Source organism: Arthrobacter sp. MDB1-55 (assembly GCF_059092925.1).
In genome coordinates this window covers 78,076-97,155 of the sequence record NZ_JBNHID010000004.1, presented here as the reverse complement: position 1 = coordinate 97,155, position 19,080 = coordinate 78,076, and the positions used below count along the sequence as shown (strand labels likewise).

Annotated in this window: 19 protein-coding genes and 1 tRNA gene; 5 read left to right on the top strand and 15 right to left on the bottom strand. The window is 64.0% G+C overall.

Features of this window, described 5'->3' with window-relative positions:
• Window positions 1-41: 41 nt before the first annotated feature.
• Complete coding sequence (locus tag AC5RU3_RS15070) at window positions 42-1,661, bottom strand: monocarboxylic acid transporter (protein WP_309070322.1); 1,620 nt, start codon at window positions 1,659-1,661, stop codon at window positions 42-44.
• Window positions 1,658-2,038 carry a DUF485 domain-containing protein gene (locus AC5RU3_RS15065; RefSeq protein ID WP_309070321.1) on the bottom strand — a complete coding sequence of 127 codons (381 nt, stop codon included), beginning with the start codon at window positions 2,036-2,038 and terminating at the stop codon, window positions 1,658-1,660. The genes AC5RU3_RS15070 and AC5RU3_RS15065 overlap by 4 nt, the downstream gene beginning before the upstream one ends.
• A 214-nt stretch (window positions 2,039-2,252) precedes the next feature.
• Here AC5RU3_RS15065 and AC5RU3_RS15060 point away from each other — a divergent pair, with 214 nt between their 5' ends.
• The 4 genes from AC5RU3_RS15060 to AC5RU3_RS15045 all read left to right on the top strand — a co-directional run bounded on the left by AC5RU3_RS15060 (window position 2,253) and on the right by AC5RU3_RS15045 (window position 6,095).
• Entirely contained in the window at window positions 2,253-3,446 is a 1,194-nt protein-coding gene (locus tag AC5RU3_RS15060; RefSeq protein ID WP_309124034.1) for a sensor histidine kinase, read from the top strand.
• Window positions 3,447-3,518: 72 nt separating this feature from the next.
• Window positions 3,519-4,238, top strand: coding sequence for a LytR/AlgR family response regulator transcription factor (locus tag AC5RU3_RS15055; protein ID WP_309070319.1), 720 nt, complete (start codon window positions 3,519-3,521; stop codon window positions 4,236-4,238).
• A 4-nt stretch (window positions 4,239-4,242) separates the two neighbouring features.
• Window positions 4,243-4,623 carry a DUF485 domain-containing protein gene (locus AC5RU3_RS15050; protein WP_309070318.1) on the top strand — a complete coding sequence of 127 codons (381 nt, stop codon included), beginning with the start codon at window positions 4,243-4,245 and terminating at the stop codon, window positions 4,621-4,623.
• 11 nt (window positions 4,624-4,634) lie between these two features.
• Window positions 4,635-6,095: a sodium/solute symporter gene (locus AC5RU3_RS15045; RefSeq protein ID WP_309070333.1), complete on the top strand. Its 1,461-nt coding sequence runs from the start codon at window positions 4,635-4,637 to the stop codon at window positions 6,093-6,095.
• A 51-nt stretch (window positions 6,096-6,146) separates the two neighbouring features.
• Here the strand turns inward: AC5RU3_RS15045 and AC5RU3_RS15040 are convergent, their stop codons facing one another.
• From AC5RU3_RS15040 to rpsB, 6 genes are all read right to left on the bottom strand, one after another.
• A complete protein-coding gene (locus tag AC5RU3_RS15040) occupies window positions 6,147-6,725 on the bottom strand; it encodes a DivIVA domain-containing protein (RefSeq protein ID WP_493966080.1) in 579 nt (192 codons plus the stop codon).
• A gap of 73 nt (window positions 6,726-6,798) precedes the next feature.
• Window positions 6,799-7,797: a phosphatidate cytidylyltransferase gene (locus AC5RU3_RS15035; RefSeq protein WP_309070316.1), complete on the bottom strand. Its 999-nt coding sequence runs from the start codon at window positions 7,795-7,797 to the stop codon at window positions 6,799-6,801.
• The gene (gene frr / locus AC5RU3_RS15030; RefSeq protein WP_309070315.1) at window positions 7,797-8,354 is read right to left on the bottom strand and encodes a ribosome recycling factor; all 558 of its coding nucleotides are present in this window, start codon (window positions 8,352-8,354) and stop codon (window positions 7,797-7,799) included. Before frr ends, AC5RU3_RS15035 begins: the two co-directional genes overlap by 1 nt.
• Window positions 8,355-8,460: 106 nt before the next feature.
• Entirely contained in the window at window positions 8,461-9,198 is a 738-nt protein-coding gene (gene pyrH / locus AC5RU3_RS15025; protein WP_493966079.1) for a UMP kinase, read from the bottom strand.
• A gap of 266 nt (window positions 9,199-9,464) precedes the next feature.
• Window positions 9,465-10,301, bottom strand: a complete 837-nt coding sequence (gene tsf, locus AC5RU3_RS15020; protein WP_309070313.1) for a translation elongation factor Ts — start codon at window positions 10,299-10,301, stop codon at window positions 9,465-9,467.
• 115 nt (window positions 10,302-10,416) lie between these two features.
• Window positions 10,417-11,331, bottom strand: a complete 915-nt coding sequence (rpsB, locus tag AC5RU3_RS15015) for a 30S ribosomal protein S2 (RefSeq protein ID WP_493966078.1) — start codon at window positions 11,329-11,331, stop codon at window positions 10,417-10,419.
• Between the two features lie 418 nt (window positions 11,332-11,749).
• On the opposite strand from rpsB, the gene AC5RU3_RS15010 reads away from it, so the two are divergent.
• Window positions 11,750-12,265: a M23 family metallopeptidase gene (locus tag AC5RU3_RS15010; RefSeq protein WP_493966077.1), complete on the top strand. Its 516-nt coding sequence runs from the start codon at window positions 11,750-11,752 to the stop codon at window positions 12,263-12,265.
• Window positions 12,266-12,272: 7 nt separating this feature from the next.
• Here AC5RU3_RS15010 and AC5RU3_RS15005 read toward each other — a convergent pair whose 3' ends face one another.
• The 7 genes from AC5RU3_RS15005 to AC5RU3_RS14975 form a co-directional block, all read right to left on the bottom strand.
• Window positions 12,273-13,463 carry an acyl-CoA dehydrogenase family protein gene (locus tag AC5RU3_RS15005; protein WP_493966076.1) on the bottom strand — a complete coding sequence of 397 codons (1,191 nt, stop codon included), beginning with the start codon at window positions 13,461-13,463 and terminating at the stop codon, window positions 12,273-12,275.
• A gap of 204 nt (window positions 13,464-13,667) precedes the next feature.
• Window positions 13,668-13,741 (bottom strand) — tRNA-Ile (locus AC5RU3_RS15000).
• A 65-nt stretch (window positions 13,742-13,806) separates the two neighbouring features.
• Window positions 13,807-15,003 carry a glycosyltransferase gene (locus tag AC5RU3_RS14995; RefSeq protein ID WP_493966075.1) on the bottom strand — a complete coding sequence of 399 codons (1,197 nt, stop codon included), beginning with the start codon at window positions 15,001-15,003 and terminating at the stop codon, window positions 13,807-13,809.
• Window positions 15,004-15,044: 41 nt separating this feature from the next.
• Window positions 15,045-15,935: a DMT family transporter gene (locus AC5RU3_RS14990; RefSeq protein ID WP_309070308.1), complete on the bottom strand. Its 891-nt coding sequence runs from the start codon at window positions 15,933-15,935 to the stop codon at window positions 15,045-15,047.
• Window positions 15,936-15,948: 13 nt separating this feature from the next.
• A complete protein-coding gene (locus AC5RU3_RS14985) occupies window positions 15,949-16,557 on the bottom strand; it encodes a CDP-alcohol phosphatidyltransferase family protein (RefSeq protein ID WP_309070307.1) in 609 nt (202 codons plus the stop codon).
• A gap of 83 nt (window positions 16,558-16,640) precedes the next feature.
• Window positions 16,641-17,483 (bottom strand): phage holin family protein, encoded by an 843-nt coding sequence (locus AC5RU3_RS14980; RefSeq protein ID WP_493966074.1) that lies wholly within the window; start codon window positions 17,481-17,483, stop codon window positions 16,641-16,643.
• An 88-nt stretch (window positions 17,484-17,571) separates the two neighbouring features.
• Window positions 17,572-19,011, bottom strand: a complete 1,440-nt coding sequence (locus AC5RU3_RS14975) for a sugar porter family MFS transporter (protein WP_493966073.1) — start codon at window positions 19,009-19,011, stop codon at window positions 17,572-17,574.
• Between the last annotated feature and the right edge of the window lie 69 nt (window positions 19,012-19,080).

The following is a 19,080-nucleotide window of genomic DNA, read 5'->3' as shown; positions in this document are numbered from 1 at the left end:
GGAATCGAATCGATTCCGGCCCGTTGTGCATGCTGGGAGAACTAGTGGTGGGTTGCTTTCTCCGCACCGACACCGGTGAGCGAGCGAACCTCCATCTCCGCCTGCTTCTGCGCGTCCTCAGTGCGCTTGGCCAGCACGGTGCCGAGCCAGCCCAGGAAGAACGCCAGCGGAATCGAGACGATCCCGGGGTTGCTCAGCGGGAACCAGGAGAAGTCCGCCGTCTGGATCATCGACTTCTCACCACCGGAGACCACCGGGGAGAACGCGATGAGGATGATTGCCGTGAGCAGGCCGCCGTACATGCTCCAGAGCGCGCCCTGGGTGTTGAACTTGCTCCAGAACAGCGAGTAGATGATGGTCGGCAGGTTCGCACTCGCTGCCACCGCGAAAGCCAGAGCAACGAGGAATGCAACGTTCTGCCCCTGCGCACCGATTCCACCGAGGATGGAAAGCACTCCAATAACGACGACGGTACGCCGGGCGACCTTCACCTCACCGTCGGGATCGACCTTGCCGCGCCGGACGACGTTTGCGTAGATGTCGTGGGCGAAGGACGCCGCCGCGGTGATCGTCAGCCCGGCAACAACGGCGAGGATCGTGGCAAAGGCGACCGCGGAGATGATGCCGAGCAGGAATGGTCCGCCGAGCTCGAACGCCAGGAGCGGAGCGGCTGAGTTGACGCCGCCCGGCGCCGCGTTGATGCGGTCCGCACCGATCAGGGCACCGGCACCGTAGCCGAGCACCAGGGTGAAGAGGTAGAACGCTCCGATGAGCCAGATAGCCCACACCACTGAGCGGCGGGCTTCCTTGGCCGTCGGCACAGTGTAGAAGCGCATCAGCACGTGAGGCAGTGCTGCCGTTCCCAGGACGAGTGCGAGCGCGAGGGACACAAAGTCCAGACGTGTCGTACCGGTGGCGCCATACTGCAGTCCGGGACCCGTGATGGCGGGATTCCCCGAGGTTTCGATGGCGGCACCAAGCAGGGTGGAAAGGTTGAAGCCGTACAGGGCCAGCACCCAGACGGTCATCACGAACGCGCCGGCGATGAGCAGGCAGGCCTTGATGATCTGCACCCAGGTGGTGCCCTTCATGCCGCCAACCAGTACATACAGGATCATGAGCGCGCCCACGACGGTGATGACGAGGGACTGGCCGAGGCGGTCGTCGATGCCGAGGAGCAGCGACACCAGCGCACCGGCTCCGGCCATCTGCGCCAGCAGGTAGAAGAAGCACACGGCGAGCGTGGTGATGGCGGCGGCGATGCGCACGGGCCGCTGCTGCAACCGGAAGGAGAGGACGTCCGCCATGGTGAACTTGCCGGTGTTGCGAAGCAACTCTGCGACGAGCAGCAGCGCAACCAGCCAGGCCACCAGGAAGCCGATTGAGTACAGGAAGCCGTCATAGCCGTTGATGGCGATGGCTCCCACAATGCCGAGGAAGGACGCGGCGGACAGGTAGTCGCCCGCGATCGCCGTGCCGTTCTGCGGGCCGGTGAAAGAGCGGCCGGCTGCGTAGTAGTCGGCCGCGGTCTTGTTGTTGCGGCTGGCGCGCAGCACGATCACCAGGGTGATCGCCACGAACAGACCGAAAATGGTCATGTTCAGCCACGGCTCACCGACCGTGGTTGTCTCGGCGGTCTGCATCGGCAGGTACTGCCTCATCGGGTTCCTCCCTCGAGGGTCTGGTTTGTCTCAGGCAGCACGCCTTCAAGGTCATTGCGGAGGCCCTCCGCGATCGGATCGAGCCTCTTGTTGGCATAGCTGACGTACCACATGGTGATTCCGAAGGTGCTGACGAACTGCAGCAGCCCGAGGATCAGCCCGATGTTCACATTCCCGAACACAGGAGTCGACATGAACTCGTGTGCGTAGTCAGCGAGCAGGACATACAGGAAGTACCACAGCAGGAAGACCGCTGCCATGGGAAAGACGAAGCTGCGGTGCCGTTTGCGCAGCTCCCTGAACTCCGGCCGCTGCTGGACTTCGGTGAAGTCCACCGGGGCCGGCGGCGGTGCGTCGCGCGATGGGTCGGAACCCATTGATACCTCCTTGTTAGGGGCTCCCCTGAAGGTCAGCGCCGCACTGGACGGCACGGGAAAGGGAGTGTGACTCCCATCACTGTCGATCACCCGGCGCGTCGATGCCAAGAACCTGCCGGGGTCCGTCGCCCAATGGACAAGTACGTGCGGTGAACGGTGCGGCCCTGCGCCGAACGGTGTCTGACGTCGTTCCGGTGACCGCTACTCTTGACCCATGCTCAGCCCCGCCGTGGACGTAGCGCTTGTTGCCGCCGTCGTCATCATCACCCTGGCAGTGGTCGCGGTTTTGGGGTTCAAGTTCTCACGCTCCTACCGGGATCTGGGGTCCGACGCCGATCGCGCCACCTACGCGACCCTCCACACGGTGGCCCAGGCATCAGAACACCTGCGGACCGGGCTGACACCGGCCGGAGCGTCGAAGGCAGCGCGCCATCTTCGCGGCCTTCTGCGCTGTCAGGCCCTGCTGGTGACCGACACGGACGGCGTCCTTGCCTGGGAGGGTGCCGCGAAAGAGCCGTCCGAGGTGATGCTCCTCGCGCAGGACGTACTGTCCAGCGGGCGCACGCGGATCTTCAAAGGGCCGCAGCTGGGAAGTGTGACCGGAGAGCAGACCGGGATCGCGGAGGCAGTGGTTGCTCCGATCCGCGTGAACGGCCGGGTGGTCGGTACGGTCGGTGCCTTTGTGCCCTCGGTCAACGCAGGCCTCGTGCGTGCAACCAACGAGGTCGGTGCCTGGGTTGCCACGCAGGTGGAACTGGCCGAGCTCGATTCGTCACGCACCCAGCTCATGGAAGCCGAGGTACGCGCGCTGCGGGCGCAGATCAGCCCGCACTTCATCTATAACTCTCTCAACGCGATCGCCTCCTTCATCAACACCGATCCTGAGCGTGCCCGCGAGCTTGTGGTCGAGTTCGCGGATTTCACGCGCTACTCGTTCCGCCGCCACGGTGACTTCACCACCGTGGCCGAGGAGCTGCGGTCGATCGACCGCTACCTCCTGCTCGAGCGAGCCAGGTTCGGGGACCGGCTCAAAGTCAGTCTCCAGATCGGTCCTGAAGTACTCAGCACGGTGATCCCTTTCCTCAGCCTGCAACCGCTCGTGGAAAACGCCGTCCGGCATGGTCTGGACTCGAAAGACGGTACAGGGCATATCACCATCACCGCCCACGACGCCGGAGCCTATGCGGAAGTGACAATCGAGGACGACGGCGTGGGGATGGATCCCGACCGGCTGCGTGCCGTTCTTGCCGGGCATGTGGACGGCGTGCACGTGGGCCTGCGCAACGTCGATTCCAGACTGCGGCAGGTCTACGGCGAAGCCCACGGACTGGTGGTCGACACCGCGCCGGGCGCCGGCACCCTGGTCACCCTGCGCATCCCGAAGTCCCAGCCTGCCCACCAGCCCTGAACTCCGGCTGTGCGGCCACCCACGTAATGGGTACCGACAAGAGCGCCCGCAGTTTCCGCGTAATCTGGAACCATGGTCAACGTGGTCATCGTCGACGATGAACTTCCGGCACTCGCCGAGCTGGGTTTCCTGCTCTCCAGGGATGCCCGCATCGACACTATTCATCAGGCTTCGAGCGGCGCCGAGGCCCTGCGGATCCTGCAGGACCACACCATCGACGCACTGTTCCTCGACATCCATATGCCCTCGCTGACCGGTCTGGACATCGCAAGGGTCATCTCACGCTTCAGCCGGCCTCCCGCCGTCGTCTTCGTCACCGCGGACGAGGACCGGGCTCTGGAGGCCTTCGAACTCCGCGCCGTCGACTACCTGCTCAAGCCGGTACGCACCGAGAGACTCACCGAGTCCGTACGGCGGATCTGCGAGCTGATGGAGGATGGGGCCACCACGCCGGAGGTCATCACCGTCGACCAGGGCGGGATCAGCAAGATGATCCGGCGGGATGAGATTCGCTACGTACAGGCGCAGGGTGATTACGCCCGGCTGCACACCGCCGAGGCAAGCTACCTCATCCGGATTCCCCTGAACGACCTGGAGCGCCAGTGGGCTGACGCCGGATTTCTGCGCACGCACCGGTCGTACCTTGTGGCCATGGACCAGGTAACCCAGGTCAAGCTGGGAACGGGCAAAGCCAGTGTGCTTGTGGGTGACGCTGAATTGCCGGTGAGCCGTCGGCACCTGTCCGAGATCCGCGGCAAGCTCGAAGCCACCCGCCTGCGGCCCGGACAGTAGCGCGGTGTCGGCCCCTGAACAGCGCCCGCCACGCGTGCGGGTCACCGCGCCCCGCTCAGCGACGGGTCCGGCGCCCACCTACCCGGTCGCGAGGGAACTGGCGGAACAGTCCGACGTCGGTGAACTTTTTGTGCGCTCGCTCATCCGCTCCCAACTCAGGCTGTCGGCGGTCGTCGCGTCAGGCTTCCTGGTGATCCTCGTCGGCATCCCGGTCCTGTTCAGCCTCTTTCCGGCCATCCACAGCTGGACCATCGCAACCGTTCCCGTTCCCTGGCTTCTCCTCGGGCTCGGCATCTACCCCGTGGTCATCGGCTGCGCCGTGCTGTACGTCCGGAGCGCCGGACGGATCGAACAGCGTTTCCGCGACCTGGTGAACGACGAATGACGTTCCCCGAGCTGAACCCCGTGGTGGGATACGTATCGCTGATCCTCGTTGCCGTAGCCACGGTCCTGATCGGTATCTATGGGCTGCGGATCTCCCGGACCACGGGCGACTTCTACGTCGCTTCCCGCACCGTGCGCCCCTGGTGGAACGCCTCTGCCATCGGAGGAGAATACCTGTCCGCCGCGAGCTTCCTCGGGGTGGCCGGATTGATCCTCCTCTCCGGCGTGGACGCGCTCTGGTTCCCGATCGGCTACACCGCCGGCTACCTCATGCTCCTGTTATTCGTGGCGGCTCCCCTGCGGCGCTCGGGTGCCTACACCATTCCCGATTTCGCTGAGGCGCGTCTTGACTCCCGAAGCGTGCGTCGCGTGACGAGTCTGCTCGTCATCGCGGTCGGGTGGCTGTATATCGTGCCGCAACTGCACGGGGCTGCGCTTACCGTGCGCATCACTACGGGCCTGCCGTCCTGGGTGGGGTCAGTCGCCGTCGTCGTGGTGGTGTGCCTGAGTGTGATCACCGGCGGAATGCGCTCCATCACGTTCGTCCAGGCCTTCCAGTACTGGCTGAAGCTGACGGCGCTGGCCGTTCCGGTGATCTTTATCCTCATGCAGCTCGCCGGCTCCGGGGCATCCCTGACGGACGACGGCGCCGTCTTCAGTTCCAGCCTCAACGCCACCGGGTCGGCCTCCCTCTACCAGAACATCTCGCTCGTGATCGCGCTGCTGTTCGGCACTCTAGGGCTACCGCATGTGCTGGTGCGTTTCTACACGAACCCGGACGGAGCCTCGGCACGCCGGACGACGCTCCTTGTGCTGGGACTGCTCTCAGTCTTCTACCTGTTCCCTACCCTGTACGGCGTGCTGGGCAGGATCCACACGCCTGATCTGGCGGTGGAGGGTTCAGCGGATGCCACCGTGCTGCTGCTGCCGAGCCGCATCTTCGACGGACTCGGAGGAGACATCCTCTCGGCCTTCGTCACGGCCGGTGCGTTCGCCGCCTTCCTCTCCACGTCTAGCGGACTGGTGGTGTCGCTGGCGGGCGTGGTCAGCCAGGACTTCTTCCGTGCGAGCGTTTCCGGTTTCCGGTGGGCGGCGATCGTCTCGGCCCTTATTCCCCTCGGCTTCGCGCTGCTCACCGACACGCTTGCGCTGGCAGGCAGCGTAAGCATGGTCTTTGCGTTCACCGCCTCAACCATCTGCCCCCTTCTGGTCCTGGGCATCTGGTGGCGTGGACTTACCGACGTCGGAGCTATCGCCGGCATGGCGTCAGGAGCGGTACTCTGCGGTGGGTCGATCCTGCTCGCGGCTGCGCTGGGAGCCGATCAGGCGCCCCAGTGGCTCCGGCTACCGGCCCTCTGGACCGTTCCGGCAGCCTTTGCCATCACCATCGCGGTATCCCGGCTTACGGCGCGGCGCCGGCCCCGAAATGCGTCACGGGTCCTTGCCCGGCTACACACGCCCGAAGCCGCCTGATCCTGATCAAGAGCCGCCGTCGCCGTCGATCACCCTACTGCGGTAAGAACCTCAGTCGATGGCGGCCATGAGCTCAACCACGCGGTCGAGGAAGGCATCGACCTGGGTTTCCTCGTAGCCGTCCTGGCCGATAGCTTCGCGGAAGACAGCCCTGCGTACCACGTCGACGCTCAGCGGCATGTCGTTCTCGAAGTAGCCGAGCAGCTCGTTGCACAGAGCGTCGACATCCTCGATGTTGTAGCTGGTGGCATTATTCCGCGACGGGCGACGGAAGCGCTCGCCCGGGGGACGGTGAAGCCTCCCCCGCAGCACAGCGGAGATACGCCCGATCTGCATCAGCCAGGCCTGCTCGCCGTTGGACTCGATGAGGGCGTCACGCTCGCGCTGGGCGAAGACGTCTTCCAACCGGTCGAGCGCCGCGTCAACCGCCCGCGGTTCGTATCCGCCGCGGGCAGGGTCGAAAGCAATGGTGCGCACGTCACTACTGGTGACGGGTTCACCGTCAGTGCCGTCCGAGTTGTAGAAGGTGCGCGCACGGGTCAGGAACCTGTCAACCTGCTTCGCGTTGTAGCCGAATTCTCGGCGACCGACACGGGCAAACGGCGAGCTGCCGTTGCGTGCTCCATCCATGGGTGTGCGTTCTCTTTCTTCGTTCCGTGGCGTTCTTCGCACCGTCGCGGTCACCGCGCGCAGTCGTCAGGTTCTACAGGGATCCGGGTACCAATGTAACGGACAGCAGGAAGGCAACCGGCGAAGCGAAGACGATCGAATCGAGCCGGTCCATGACGCCGCCATGGCCGGGCAGGATGCTGCTCATGTCCTTGACGCCCAGTTCCCGTTTGATCATCGACTCCGCGAGGTCTCCGGCCGTGGCCGCAGCGACAACAGCAACGGCCAGGCAGATGCCGACCCACCATGGCCTGTCGAGAAGGAGCACCACCGCGAGTACGCCCACGATCATCGCTCCACCGATCGAGCCGCCGAAGCCCTCCCACGACTTCTTCGGGCTGATACGGGGGGCCATAGCGTGTTTGCCGAAGAATGCGCCGACCAGGTAACCGAAGGTGTCGTTCGCGACCACGAGAAGCAGGAGGGTTGCCACCTTGATGGAACCGGACGGCTCCTGGAGCAGCAGCATGGCGAAGCTGAGCAGGAACGGCACCCATAGGAGCACAAAGGTGCCGGCCATAATGCTGCGCGCGGCGTCTGGAGCAGGGTCGAGGGAGCGCCAGAGAACCAGCGCTGTCACCGAGGCTACCGTTGCAAAGGCCAGCGCTTCCGGCCCACCGAGGTAGGCCGCGAAAGGAAGCGCGACGCCTGCCGCCACCGCCGGGACGGTGGGAACCTTGATGTGCCGCACCTCAAGCGCTCTGCCCACTTCCCAGACGCCGACGACGCCGATCATCGTGGTGAGTGCCACAAAAGCCAGCGGCAGGAACAGCATCCCCACCAGCAGCGACACGAGCAGGGCAAGCCCGACGCCGATAGCCGCCGGCAGATTCCGCCCCGCGCGGGAGGCTGCACCGGACGGTGGCCGCGGGGACCGGCGCTTGAACAGGCCGGTGCGGCTTGATTTCGCTGCCTCGCGGAGTGCACGCCTGCCGGGCAGGACGCCGGCGGCCGGCGGACCGGCCGCCGCCTGGTGTGCAGCATCAGCGGCAGGCGTGCGGCCAGCCTCGGTAGAAGGCTGGGAGTCGCTCATCAGACCTCGAGCAGCTCTGTTTCCTTGCGCTTGAGCATGTCGTCGATGGTGTCGGTGTGAGACTTGGTGCGTGCATCGAGATCCTTCTCGGCACGTGCGCCCTCGTCTTCGCCGGCGTCGCCGTCCTTCACAGCCTTGTCGATGCCGTCCTTCGCCTTGCGGCGGATGTTCCGGATCTGGATCTTGGCGTCTTCTGCCTTGCCGCGGACCAGCTTGACGTACTCCTTGCGGCGTTCCTCCGTCAGTTCGGGAAGCACCACCCGGATGACGTTGCCGTCGTTGGACGGGTTGGCGCCGAGGTCCGAGTCGCGCAGTGCCTTTTCGATCTCGCTGAGCGCGGAGCGGTCAAACGGAGTGATCAGCAGCGTGCGCGCTTCCGGGTTCTGGAAGGACGCCAGCTGCTGCAGCGGCGTCGGTGAGCCGTAGTAGTTGACGACGACCTTCGAGAACAGGGACGGGTTGGCACGGCCGGTGCGTACTGTCGCGAAGTCTTCCTTCGCGGCCTCGACGGCCTTGTCCATACGGTCGGTGGCCTCTGACATGGTCTCTTCGATCACGATTTCTCCTTTGGTTCGAAATCCGCTGCTTCTAAGCGTCCGATTCAGTTGATAATCCTAGTTCACAGCCGGGCCGGCACCGGGACCGGCCGGCCGCGCGCGGCGCTCAGGCAGTGACGATCGTGCCGATGCGCTCCCCCATGATTGCGCTGGTGACGTTGCCTTCGCCCTCCATGCCGAAGACCACCATGGAGAGGTTGTTGTCCTTGCACATGGTCATGGCGGTCTGGTCCATTACGCGGATGTCCTGACGCAGGGCGTCATCGTAGGAGAGCGCCTCTAGCTTCTGCGCACTCGAGTCTTTGCGCGGGTCAGCTGTGTACACGCCGTCCACGCCGCTTTTGGCCATGAGTACGACGTCGGCGCGCACTTCCAGCGCCCGCTGGGCGGCGACGGTGTCGGTTGAGAAATACGGCAGCCCGGCACCGGCGCCGAAGATCACTACGCGGCCCTTTTCCAGGTGCCGGATGGCGCGCCGCGGGATGTAGGCTTCCGCAACCTGTCCCATGGTGATGGCGCTCTGGACGCGGGTCTCGACACCCGCCTGCTCAAGGAAGTCCTGCAGGGCGAGGCAGTTCATGACTGTTCCGAGCATGCCCATGTAGTCGGCGCGCGATCGGTCCATGCCGCTCTGGGAGAGTTCGGCGCCGCGGAAGAAGTTCCCGCCGCCGACAACAATGGCAACTTCCACCTGCCCGATTGTCGCGGCGATCTGCTTCGCTATTCCCCGGACCATGTCAGGGTCGACGCCGAGCTTTCCGCCTCCGAAGACCTCTCCGGAGAGCTTCAACAGCACGCGCCGCCTCGGGGATCCGCTGTGGCCAGCGTTGTCGTATTTCTCCATGATGCCTCCCGGGCTTTCGTACGTGCGGTTCAGTTGCGCAGCTGCGCTGGTGGTTCAACGAGGGTGCGGTGGAAGATCACCCTGCCCCCGGCGTCGTTGAAGGCCCCGGTCGGCAGGTCTCGAATGGTTGGTGGAATCAGTCTTGCAGGTCCGGTACGGCGACGGTCACCGCACATGGTCACCGCACATGGCGGAGGGGCGGTCACCGTGGCGACCGCCCCTCCATCATCTCAAACAAATATCAACCCGTAAGGGTTTCGCGCCGGTTAGGCACCAACCCGGAAACGAGCGAATTCCTTGGGCTCGACGCCGGCTTCCTTCAGCACCTGGGCGACGGACTTCTTGGCGTCCTTGGCGAACGCCTGGTCCACCAGCACGCCCTCCTTGAAGAAGCCGGTCAGGCGACCCTCGACGATCTTGGTGAGAGCGGCCTCGGGCTTGCCCTCCGCGCGGGCGGTCTCGTCAGCGATGCGGCGCTCGGTCTCGACGAGTTCAGCCGGAACGTCCTCACGCGTGAGGTAGGTCGGCGAGTAGGCGGCGATGTGAACGGCGACATCGTGTGCGGCCTCGGCTGCACCGTCTCCGCTGCCCTCTACTGCGAAGAGCACGCCCACCTGTGCGGGGAGGTCCTTCGACGTCTTGTGGAGGTACGCGTCAACGATTGCACCCTCAACACGTGCCACGCGGCGGATGTCCACCTTCTCGCCGAGCAGGGCTCCGGCTTCGATAACGTGCTCCGAGACGGGCTTGCCGTCAACGGTGTGTGCGAGCAGCGACTCGACGTCAGCGGCACCCGACTCAATCGCGGCAGCAAGGACCTTGTTGGCGAATTCGATGAACGGGCCGGCCTTCGCGACGAAGTCGGTCTCGCAGTTGACCTCGACCATGACGCCGACGTTGCCCTCGACCTTGGCGGCAACGAGGCCTTCGGCGGTCGAACGGCCTTCGCGCTTGGTTGCGCCCTTCAGGCCCTTGATGCGAATGAGCTCCATGGCCTTCTCGGCATCGCCGTTGGCCTCGTCGAGAGCCTTCTTCACGTCCATCATTCCGGCGCCGGTCCGCTCGCGGAGAGCCTTGATGTCAGCGGCAGTGTAGTTTGCCATTTGAACTCCTCAGATGTGGTTTTCTCGTCAAGATAATTTGAGTGAAAGTTCTCCGGAAACAGGTCCGGCACAAGCGAAAGGGTGCGGGCTTGAATCCCGCACCCTGTCACCGAAACTACTTGCTCTCGCCCTCGGCAGCTTCCTCAGCAGGAGCTGCTTCAGCAGCGGGTGCCTCTTCAGCAGCGGGTGCCTCTTCAGCAGCGGGTGCCTCTTCAGCAGCAGGTGCTTCCGCGGCAGGAGCCTCTTCAGCAGCAGGCGCGGCGCTGCCTTCGAGCAGTTCACGCTCCCACTCGGCGAGCGGCTCTTCTGCTGCCGCGGCGTCGTTGCCCGAAGCGCGGTTGTTGCGGGCGATGAGGCCCTCGGCAACGGCGTCGGCGACAACGCGGGTCAGCAGGTTGACTGCGCGGATGGCGTCGTCATTGCCCGGGATCGGGAAGTCGACCTCATCGGGGTCGCAGTTGGTGTCGAGGATTGCGACAACCGGGATGTTGAGCTTCTTGGCCTCGTCGATGGCGAGGTGTTCCTTCTTGGTGTCGACAACCCACACGATGGACGGAGCCTTGGTGAGGTTGCGGATACCGCCGAGGTTGCTCTCAAGCTTGGTCAGCTCGCGCTGCAGCAGGAGGAGTTCCTTCTTGGTGTGGCCGGAACCGGCGACATCCTCGAAGTTGATTTCCTCGAGCTCCTTCATGCGCTGGATGCGCTTGGAGACGGTCTGGAAGTTGGTGAGCATGCCGCCGAGCCAACGCTGGTTGACGTACGGCTGGCCAACGCGGGTGGCCTGCTCGGCGATGGCTTCCTGTGCCTGCTTCTTGGTACCGACGAAGAGCACGGTTCCGCCGTGGGCAACGGTGGCCTTGATGAACTCGTAGGCGCGGTCGATATAGGACAGCGACTGCTGCAGGTCAATGATGTAGATACCGTTGCGCTCGGTGAAGATGAAGCGCTTCATCTTCGGGTTCCAGCGGCGGGTCTGGTGGCCGAAGTGGACGCCGCTGTCGAGCAGCTGGCGCATGGTAACGACTGGCATGTCGTTCCTTTCGTAGGGCAGCACAGTCATTGCTGTGTAATCTGCCGGTTTGACGGTTGATTCCCGCGGACTATGCGGGGTCCTGGTGTCCGTCAGATGACTCACCGCTCCAACCGGATTCCTCCGGACCGCTGGAGCAGTGTTCCCAGGTATACGCCCACCAGTGAAGTTCAGCGGCGATTGACCTGTGAATCGGGACACGCGTAGTCAGTTCCCGACGAGCCGCAGAACCACACGAAGAGCTTTGTGGCATGACGGCATACGGGAAACTGCTTCACCTAGTGTACTACAGCAGCCCGTCACTCCTGACGGGGAGCACATCCGGCCCTTCCTCCACAATCCGGCCGAATCAGATGGACCTTTCCACATCGGCCCACGACGCCGGCACGAGGGAAACGACCGGTTGGATAGTGGATGGGTGACTGCGCGAAAGAACCTGCCCCGCCCGTTGCTCATGGCCGCCGCTATCGGGGCGCTGCTCTCCATCGGCGGGCCGGCCCCGGCCGCCCCTCCTGCCGAGGGACCCTGGGAATGGCCGCTGAGCGGCGGCGTCCCCGTGCTTCGCCATTTCGATCGACCGCCGGAGAGGTGGATGGCCGGTCACCGCGGTGTCGATCTCGGCGCGGCGGACGGCGTGGTGCTGAGCCCCGCCGATGGGGTCGTGGTGTTCACCGGCACGGTGGTGAACAGGCCGGTGCTGACCATCGACCATGGAGACGGGTTCCTGTCCAGCTTCGAACCGGTCACCGCGTCCGTGGTGAAAGGTGCAAGCGTGCAAAGGGGGCAGGTAGTCGGGAGCATCAGCTCCGAACCCCACTGCCCTGGCCCCTGTGTGCACTGGGGCGTCCGGGAGAATGGTGAATACATCAACCCACTCCCGCTCGTCTCCGACCGGCGTCCCTCCATCCTGCTGCCGCTGGCCGGCACAGGATAGAACTCCGCTAGATGAAAGCGGCAATCCCGGTGATTGCCCGCCCCGTGACCAGGGAGTTGATCTCGTAGGTTCCTTCATAGGAGTAGACAGCCTCTGCGTCGGCGAAGATCTTCGCCATCTCATAGTCGGTGACTATGCCGTTGCCCCCCAGAATGCTTCGGCCAAGTGCGACGGTCTCCCGCATGCGGGCGGTCGTGAACGCCTTGGCGAGGGCTGACTGTTCGTCGCGGGCACCGCCTTCGTCCGCGAGCTGGGCCAGCCGCACCATCATGCCCAGGGAGCTCACCGTGTTGCCCAGCATTTCCACCAACTGCTGCTGAATGAGCTGGAAGGAGGCGAGCGGACGTCCGAACTGCTGGCGCTCCACAGCATAGCGGCGGGCCACGTCGAACGCCGCAAGCTGCTGCCCCACCGCCTGCCACGCCACGGACAGCCGGGTAATGCGAAGCACCTTGTTGGCGTCCTTGAAACTGTTCGCACCGGCCAGCCGGAAGTCATCACTCACCTGGAGACCCTCCAGGAGGATGTCGGCGTTCTCCACCGTTCGCAGGGCCGTCTTGTTCTCGATCTTGGTGGCCTTGTAGCCCGGCAGCGACGTGTCCACCATGAAGCCCTTGACCTGGTTGTCCGCGACATCCCGGGCGAAAATGACCACCCAGTCGGAGAACGTGGCATTTCCGATCCAGCGCTTTGCCCCGTTGAGGACCCATCCGTCGCCGTTGCGCTCTGCGGTGGTGCGCGTTCCGCCGGCCACATCAGACCCGCCAAGCGGCTCGGTCAGGCCGAAGGCGCCGATCTTCTTCATCGCGTAGATGTCCGGCAGCCACGCGGCCTGCTGCTCCGGTGAGGCCAGCGTTTCAATGGACCCTGTGAACAGCCCGTCATGGACTCCCATGAACGTGGCGATCGATGTATCGGCGCGGGTGAACTCGGCGTGCAGCAGCCCGGCAAACAGGTTCGAGTAACCCTGACGCTTCACGGGCGAGACGACGTCCAGCTCCGCAATGCGAGGAATCAACTCGGTCGGGAACACGCCTGCGTTCCACCAGCGCGATGCATTTGGGCGGATCTCCTGGGCGAGCCATTCCCGCACCTCATGAAGGCGGGTGCGCTCCCGGGAGTCCAGCAGTTGTTCGAAAAAATAGAAGTCACCGTCGGCGTACGGCAGGTTGTCTGCGTCGAGTGTGGGTGCACCCATGAATGTTCCTCACCATCAGTGGCCCGGCGCTCGCCCCCGCCGGCGGGGTCCGCGCACTGTTAGCGCGGCTCACCGGACTCATGTTACCCGCGAGTAACTTTGGGCACCAGCCGCCGGCGTCTCCGGTCTCCATGCCGCTTTCGCGACGACTCGCCGGAAAATGAAAGGAACCCCGGCCGTAGAGCCAGGGTTCCTTCCGATCTGTAGGGCTGGTGGGGCTTGAACCCACGACAAACGGATTATGAGTCCGCTGCTCTAACCGGCTGAGCTACAGCCCCGCAGCACCGATGAGACCATCGGCGCAATCCATTCTAGTCACGACCCGAGCTGTGCTTTCGGCGAGTCAGACCGTTTCGCTCTCGTGGGATCGGCCGTGGTACAGATCCTCGTAGGTCGAAAGCGTGGAGTCGATACTGTGCTTCTCCACCATGGAGCGGCTCATCTTGCCCATCCGCTCGCGCTCGGCTTCCGGCATGGAGATGATCTCGGTGAGTCGTTCACCCAGCTCGGTACTGTCATGCGGTGTGAACAGGTAACCATTGGAGCCGTCCTCAACCAGATGCGGCAGGGCCATCGCGTTGGCTAGCAACACCGGCGTCGACGCGGACATCGCCTCAAGAGTGACCAACGACTGAAGTTCAGCGGTACCCGGCTGGCAGAACACGGTTGCGCGCAGGTACGCCAGCCGCAACTCCTCATCATCAATCAGGCCATGGAACTTCACGCGGTCTTCCAGTCCGAGCCGCTTGGCCTGCGCCTGCAGCACCGGCTTGACCTCTCCCCCACCGACAATCTCCAGGTGCAGGTTCAGCTCCTTCGGTGTCTTTGCCACTGCGTCGATCAGGACGTCCACGTGCTTTTCCTCCGCGAGGCGCCCGACGAAGAGCACGATCGGGTAGTCAGGACGCTCGATCTGTTCACCCGGCTTGGGCTCGTAAGCCGCCGCATCGATCCCATTCGACAGCGGCAGCACCTTGCGGAGAAAAGCGTGCTCATGCATTGCCTTCGCGGCGAGCGGGGTGGGTGTGGTGACAACGTCAGCCTTCCCCATCTTCCTGCCCATGTCGCGCCATGAATTCTTCGCCACAATGTTCTTGAACCACCGTGGGAAAGGCAGGAACGGATTCAGGTTCTCGGGCATGAAGTGGTTGGTGGCGATCACGCGGATGCCGCGTTTGAGAGCCTCGTAGAGCGCGTACTCACCGACCATGTAGTGGCACTGGATATGCACAACATCGGGCTGCACACGGTCGAAAAGCATCCGGATGTCACGCTTGATTTCCCAGGGAAGGCAGATACGCCAGTAGTCGTGCGTGGGAACGGCATGGGAGCGGAGCCGGTGTACCGTCCAGTACCCGCCCGGTTCCGTAAAACTTTTGCCGGTGGTGGTGTGGGGCGCCAGGACGTGCACTTTGTGTCCACGGGCCGTCATGCCCTTGGCGAGCCGGTACCCGAACTGCGCCGCTCCATTGACGTGCGGCGGATAGGTATCAGCAGCGATGAGAATGGTCAGCGGCGCGTCTGCTGCCGTATCAGTCACGAAGTAGTCCTCGGGTTGGCAACGATGGGCGAAGTCCGGCGTTACCGCCGTCGTGCTTCTTTCTGGCGCTTGACCACGTCTGGATGGTGGCGCGACAGGGCTATTACTCCAACAATAGCAACGATGGCTGCCGCTCCCATGGCAATTGCGATCACCGATTCCACATTCGGCTGCAGTTCGCCCAGCACCACGATGCCGACGGCGATTCCCACGATCGGATCCACCACTGTCAGGCCTGCGATCACCAGGTCCGGCGGACCTGTGGCGTAGGCGCTTTGCACGAACCATGAGCCGAGACCCGCGGCGGCGATGATCGCGATAACGCTGTAGATCGGAACGTTGAGCAAAAACCGCCCATTCGGGTCCAGTAGATGCGTGGCGATGATCTTGGTCAGAACTGCCACGAAACCGAAGAGCACACCTGCTCCGAGGATGTAGGCGAATGCGCTGAGGCGCCGCTTGAAGACGAACGCCAGAGTTCCGAAGACTGCCACGGCGATACACAGCAGCAGGACGGCCGTCAGTTCCTGGTCGGGCAGGACAACGTGGTCCTTCCTGGTTACGTTCACCGCAAGCAGCACGAACAGCGCGCTTCCGGTGACGCATGCCGAAATTGCGACGACGGTGGCCCGGTTGATGCGCACGCCCTGGTCCCGGGAGTTGACCACTGTGGTGATGACCAGCGCGATGGCGCCGATGGGCTGCACAACTGTGAGGCTGGCGAGGCTCAGTGCGATCACATTGCACACCATGCCCACGCCAAGGAGGATCAGACCCAGAATCCAGCGCGGATTTCGAAGCAGGCGCAGGAAGCCGTTCGAGTTCAGGGACAGGCCGCCGGTGTTCGAGCGTACGGCGCTGCCCTGGCGCTGTGCGCCGACGGCCAGAAAGCATGCGCCGAGCAGCGCCAGGAAGACCGCTACCCAGGCCATGCGCCCGCTTCCCTCATGCGCTCTGCTCCAACCGGTACTTCCGATGCGCCGCCGTGAAGTACCCGTAAAAAGCAATAAGGTGGCCGATGCACCCCAGAATCAGCAGTGTGTTGGCGGTGATCTCCAGCCACGGCTCGTTGAAGCCATCGACCCGCTGCAGCAGCAGGAGCGGGGATCCCACCAGCAGCAGCGCAGTCCTGATCTTGCCGATATTGCTCACCGGCAGGGACAAGCGGCCGCGGAACAGAATCAAGGCATTGATGATGAGAATGGCGTCCGGAATCACTATGGCCCACACCAGCCAGGCCGGTGCAACGCCGTCCACGACGAACGTCACGGCGACGACAATCAGCGCAGTCCTGTCCGCAAGCGGATCGAGCCACTTGCCGACTGACGAGACCTGGCCGAACTGGCGGGCCACGTAGCCGTCGATCCAGTCTGTTGAACCAAGGAGCACGAGGGTGATGACGGCGGCGCCGTACCGTTGCTGCACGATGAACATCACGAAGAGCGGGACACCGAGAAAACGGACCACGGTGATGATATTCGGCGCAGTCCAGAACGTGTTCAACTCAGCAGGAGTCCGCCCAGGCTTCCCCCCGGCGCCTATAAGTCTGATCACTGTCCCTCCGCTCCCATTATGCAGGCAGGGGCGCGATTAGCCGGCAACGGCCGGCGGGTTCGCGCAAGCAGGAGGTGCAAGGCCTACTTGGCGACGAGCCGGCGCACCATCACAGCGATAGCGGCAGCAGACGCGGCGACGACGCTGAGGGGCTTCCAGCGGTCTGCGAGTGTCTGGTTGTGGCGGGCAGGAACATGCACTGCCCGCGGCGACGAACTGCCGTGGGTACGCCGGGAGTCCCGCGCCTGAACCGCTGACGACTTGGCATGCGCAGCAGCTGTGCGTGCCTTCGAGGTGGTGCGATTGATCTGCGACTTAAAGTCCAGTCCCCGGCTGAGATCGTCCCGCGTTTCCGCGATGTGGTCGCGGCGGCGTCCTGAACGGCTGCGCAGCTCCGCGTAGGACGGTGCCGGCCGCTTTGGCTCGCCGGACTCCTTGTGCTTGGGCTTCTTCTCTTCGGCAGGCTTCTTGACGTCGAGCGTTGCGGGATTGAACCTGCGCCCTTCCTTGAGCACGCCGATGTCGTACTTGACCCCGCGGATGGCATCTTCAGGCAGGAGCGGCATCGCCTTCTTGAACCGTGACAGGCCCATCAGCCCCGCGATCGCCGCAATGATAAGGAACAGCGCAGCGAAGCACAGCGCCGCGAGCCAGGCCGGCATGACCGTGGCCAGGCCCATGATGGCGGCAACGATGAGGGCCACTGCGAGGGCTGCGAGGAAGAGGAGGGCAACCACGAAAAAAGCCGCTGCGACACCGGCCTTGATCCCCTTCTGCTTCATCTGCTCGCGGGCGAGCGACACTTCGTCGCCAAGCTGGCGCGGGGTCAGCCGCAGCAGCAATCTGATCAGGCCAATTATCGACGGCGTGCCGCCCGATCGATTCACCCGCGTGCTGGTCGAGCTCTCCATCTGCCGTGCTCCCATCCGTTCATCCTGCGCATCTGCTAGCAAAATTACCACCGACGCATATTTCTCGCCCGAACAGGCTCGATTCACCGCAACTTACAGCACATCAGCGTGCGATGAGTTCGTCGCGATCCTCCAGCTCACGGCCCGCATATTCCTCGAGCTGGGTCTTGACGAACCAGAAGGAGACCACCGCGAAGACGGTAAAAACCGCGTACATGATCCACACGCCGAGATTCTCGCTGACCCATGGGAATGCCAGTGTCACGATGAAGTTGAAGATCCAGTTCACCATCGTCGCCACACCGAGGGCGATGGACCGGACCTTGTTCGGGAACATTTCTCCGAGTGTCACCCACATGACCGGCCCCCAGGTCGCGGCGAAGAAGATCACGAACAGGTTGGCGCCGACGAGGGCTACAGGTCCCCACATTCCCGGCAGGGAGACATCTTCTCCGCCGCCCGTGGCCTGCGCGAAGGACACGGTTGCTGCGAGCAGGCCGACGAACATGCCGGCTGAACCGACCAGCAGCAGCTTTCGCCGGCCGATCCTGTCGACAAAGAAGATGGCAACGAACGTCATGGCGACGTTGATGATGGAAGTGATGACCGACGTCGTGAAGGAATCACTCTCGCTGAAGCCGACCGACTGCCACAACGTTGTGGAGTAGTAGAAGATGGCGTTGATGCCCACGAGCTGTTGCAGGGCGGCGACGATCATGCCCACCCAGAGAATCGGCTGCAGGCCGAGGGCCGATCCGCGAAGGTCCCGCAGGCTGGTCTTGTCTTCCACCCTCAGCGTCGAACGGATCTCCGTCAGCTTGGCAGACGTGTCCCTGATCCCGGTCACCCGCGAGAGCACCTGCGCAGCTTCCGCGTCCCGTCCACCGCGGATCAGGTAGTGGGGAGACTCCGGAATGGTGAGCGCAAGGACGCCGTAGATAATCGCCGGTACGACGCCGACCAGCAGCATCCAGCGCCACGCAGGCAGTCCCCACCACAGTTCTCCGGTTGCTCCCCCGGCCATATCGGCAAGCCAGGCGTCCGACAGCAGTGCGGCGAAGATTCCGACCGTGATGGCAAGCTGCTGGATGGAGGCCAGGCCTCCGCGCCACCGTGCCGGGGCGATCTCGGCGATATAGCCAGGCGCGATGACGGATGCGACACCGATCGCAACTCCGCCGACGAGCCGCCAGAACATCAGATCCCATTCACTGACTGCGAATCCCGAGCCGACCGAGTTGACCAGGAAGAGGATCGCTGCGCCGAACATCACACGCTTGCGTCCGAGGCGGTCAGCGAGTTCACCGGCGAACCAGGCACCGGCTGCGCAACCGAGGAGGGTGATCGCAACAGTGAACCCGAGGATCGCTTCTCCCAGACCGAAGTCCTCCTGAATCGCGTCGACTGCTCCGTTCACCACGGCAGTGTCGAAGCCGAAGAGGAGGCCGCCTACCGCGGCAGCCACGCTGACCCCGATGACCTTCCCCATGTGCGGCTGTACCCCGCCCGACGGCTCGTTGTACTTCCGATCCCTGGCCTTCACGCCGCTTCTCCCGACCCCTCGATCAATGTGTCCGCCCTCCGGGCTGCATTTCACCCTACGTCAGAGCCA

Excerpts from the sequence above, each read along its gene's own strand:
- AC5RU3_RS14980 (WP_493966074.1), bottom strand. The coding sequence starts at position 17,483 with ATGGGAGCACGGCAGATGGAGAGCTCGACCAGCACGCGGGTGAATCGA.
- AC5RU3_RS15005 (WP_493966076.1), bottom strand. The coding sequence starts at position 13,463 with ATGGGTGCACCCACACTCGACGCAGACAACCTGCCGTACGCCGACGGT.
- AC5RU3_RS15055 (WP_309070319.1), top strand. The coding sequence starts at position 3,519 with ATGGTCAACGTGGTCATCGTCGACGATGAACTTCCGGCACTCGCCGAG.
- AC5RU3_RS15065 (WP_309070321.1), bottom strand. The coding sequence starts at position 2,038 with ATGGGTTCCGACCCATCGCGCGACGCACCGCCGCCGGCCCCGGTGGAC.
- AC5RU3_RS15040 (WP_493966080.1), bottom strand. The coding sequence starts at position 6,725 with ATGGATGGAGCACGCAACGGCAGCTCGCCGTTTGCCCGTGTCGGTCGC.
- pyrH (WP_493966079.1), bottom strand. The coding sequence starts at position 9,198 with ATGGAGAAATACGACAACGCTGGCCACAGCGGATCCCCGAGGCGGCGC.
- AC5RU3_RS15070 (WP_309070322.1), bottom strand. The coding sequence starts at position 1,661 with ATGAGGCAGTACCTGCCGATGCAGACCGCCGAGACAACCACGGTCGGT.
- tsf (WP_309070313.1), bottom strand. The coding sequence starts at position 10,301 with ATGGCAAACTACACTGCCGCTGACATCAAGGCTCTCCGCGAGCGGACC.
- rpsB (WP_493966078.1), bottom strand. The coding sequence starts at position 11,331 with ATGCCAGTCGTTACCATGCGCCAGCTGCTCGACAGCGGCGTCCACTTC.
- AC5RU3_RS15035 (WP_309070316.1), bottom strand. The coding sequence starts at position 7,797 with ATGAGCGACTCCCAGCCTTCTACCGAGGCTGGCCGCACGCCTGCCGCT.
- AC5RU3_RS15060 (WP_309124034.1), top strand. The coding sequence starts at position 2,253 with ATGCTCAGCCCCGCCGTGGACGTAGCGCTTGTTGCCGCCGTCGTCATC.
- AC5RU3_RS14990 (WP_309070308.1), bottom strand. The coding sequence starts at position 15,935 with ATGGCCTGGGTAGCGGTCTTCCTGGCGCTGCTCGGCGCATGCTTTCTG.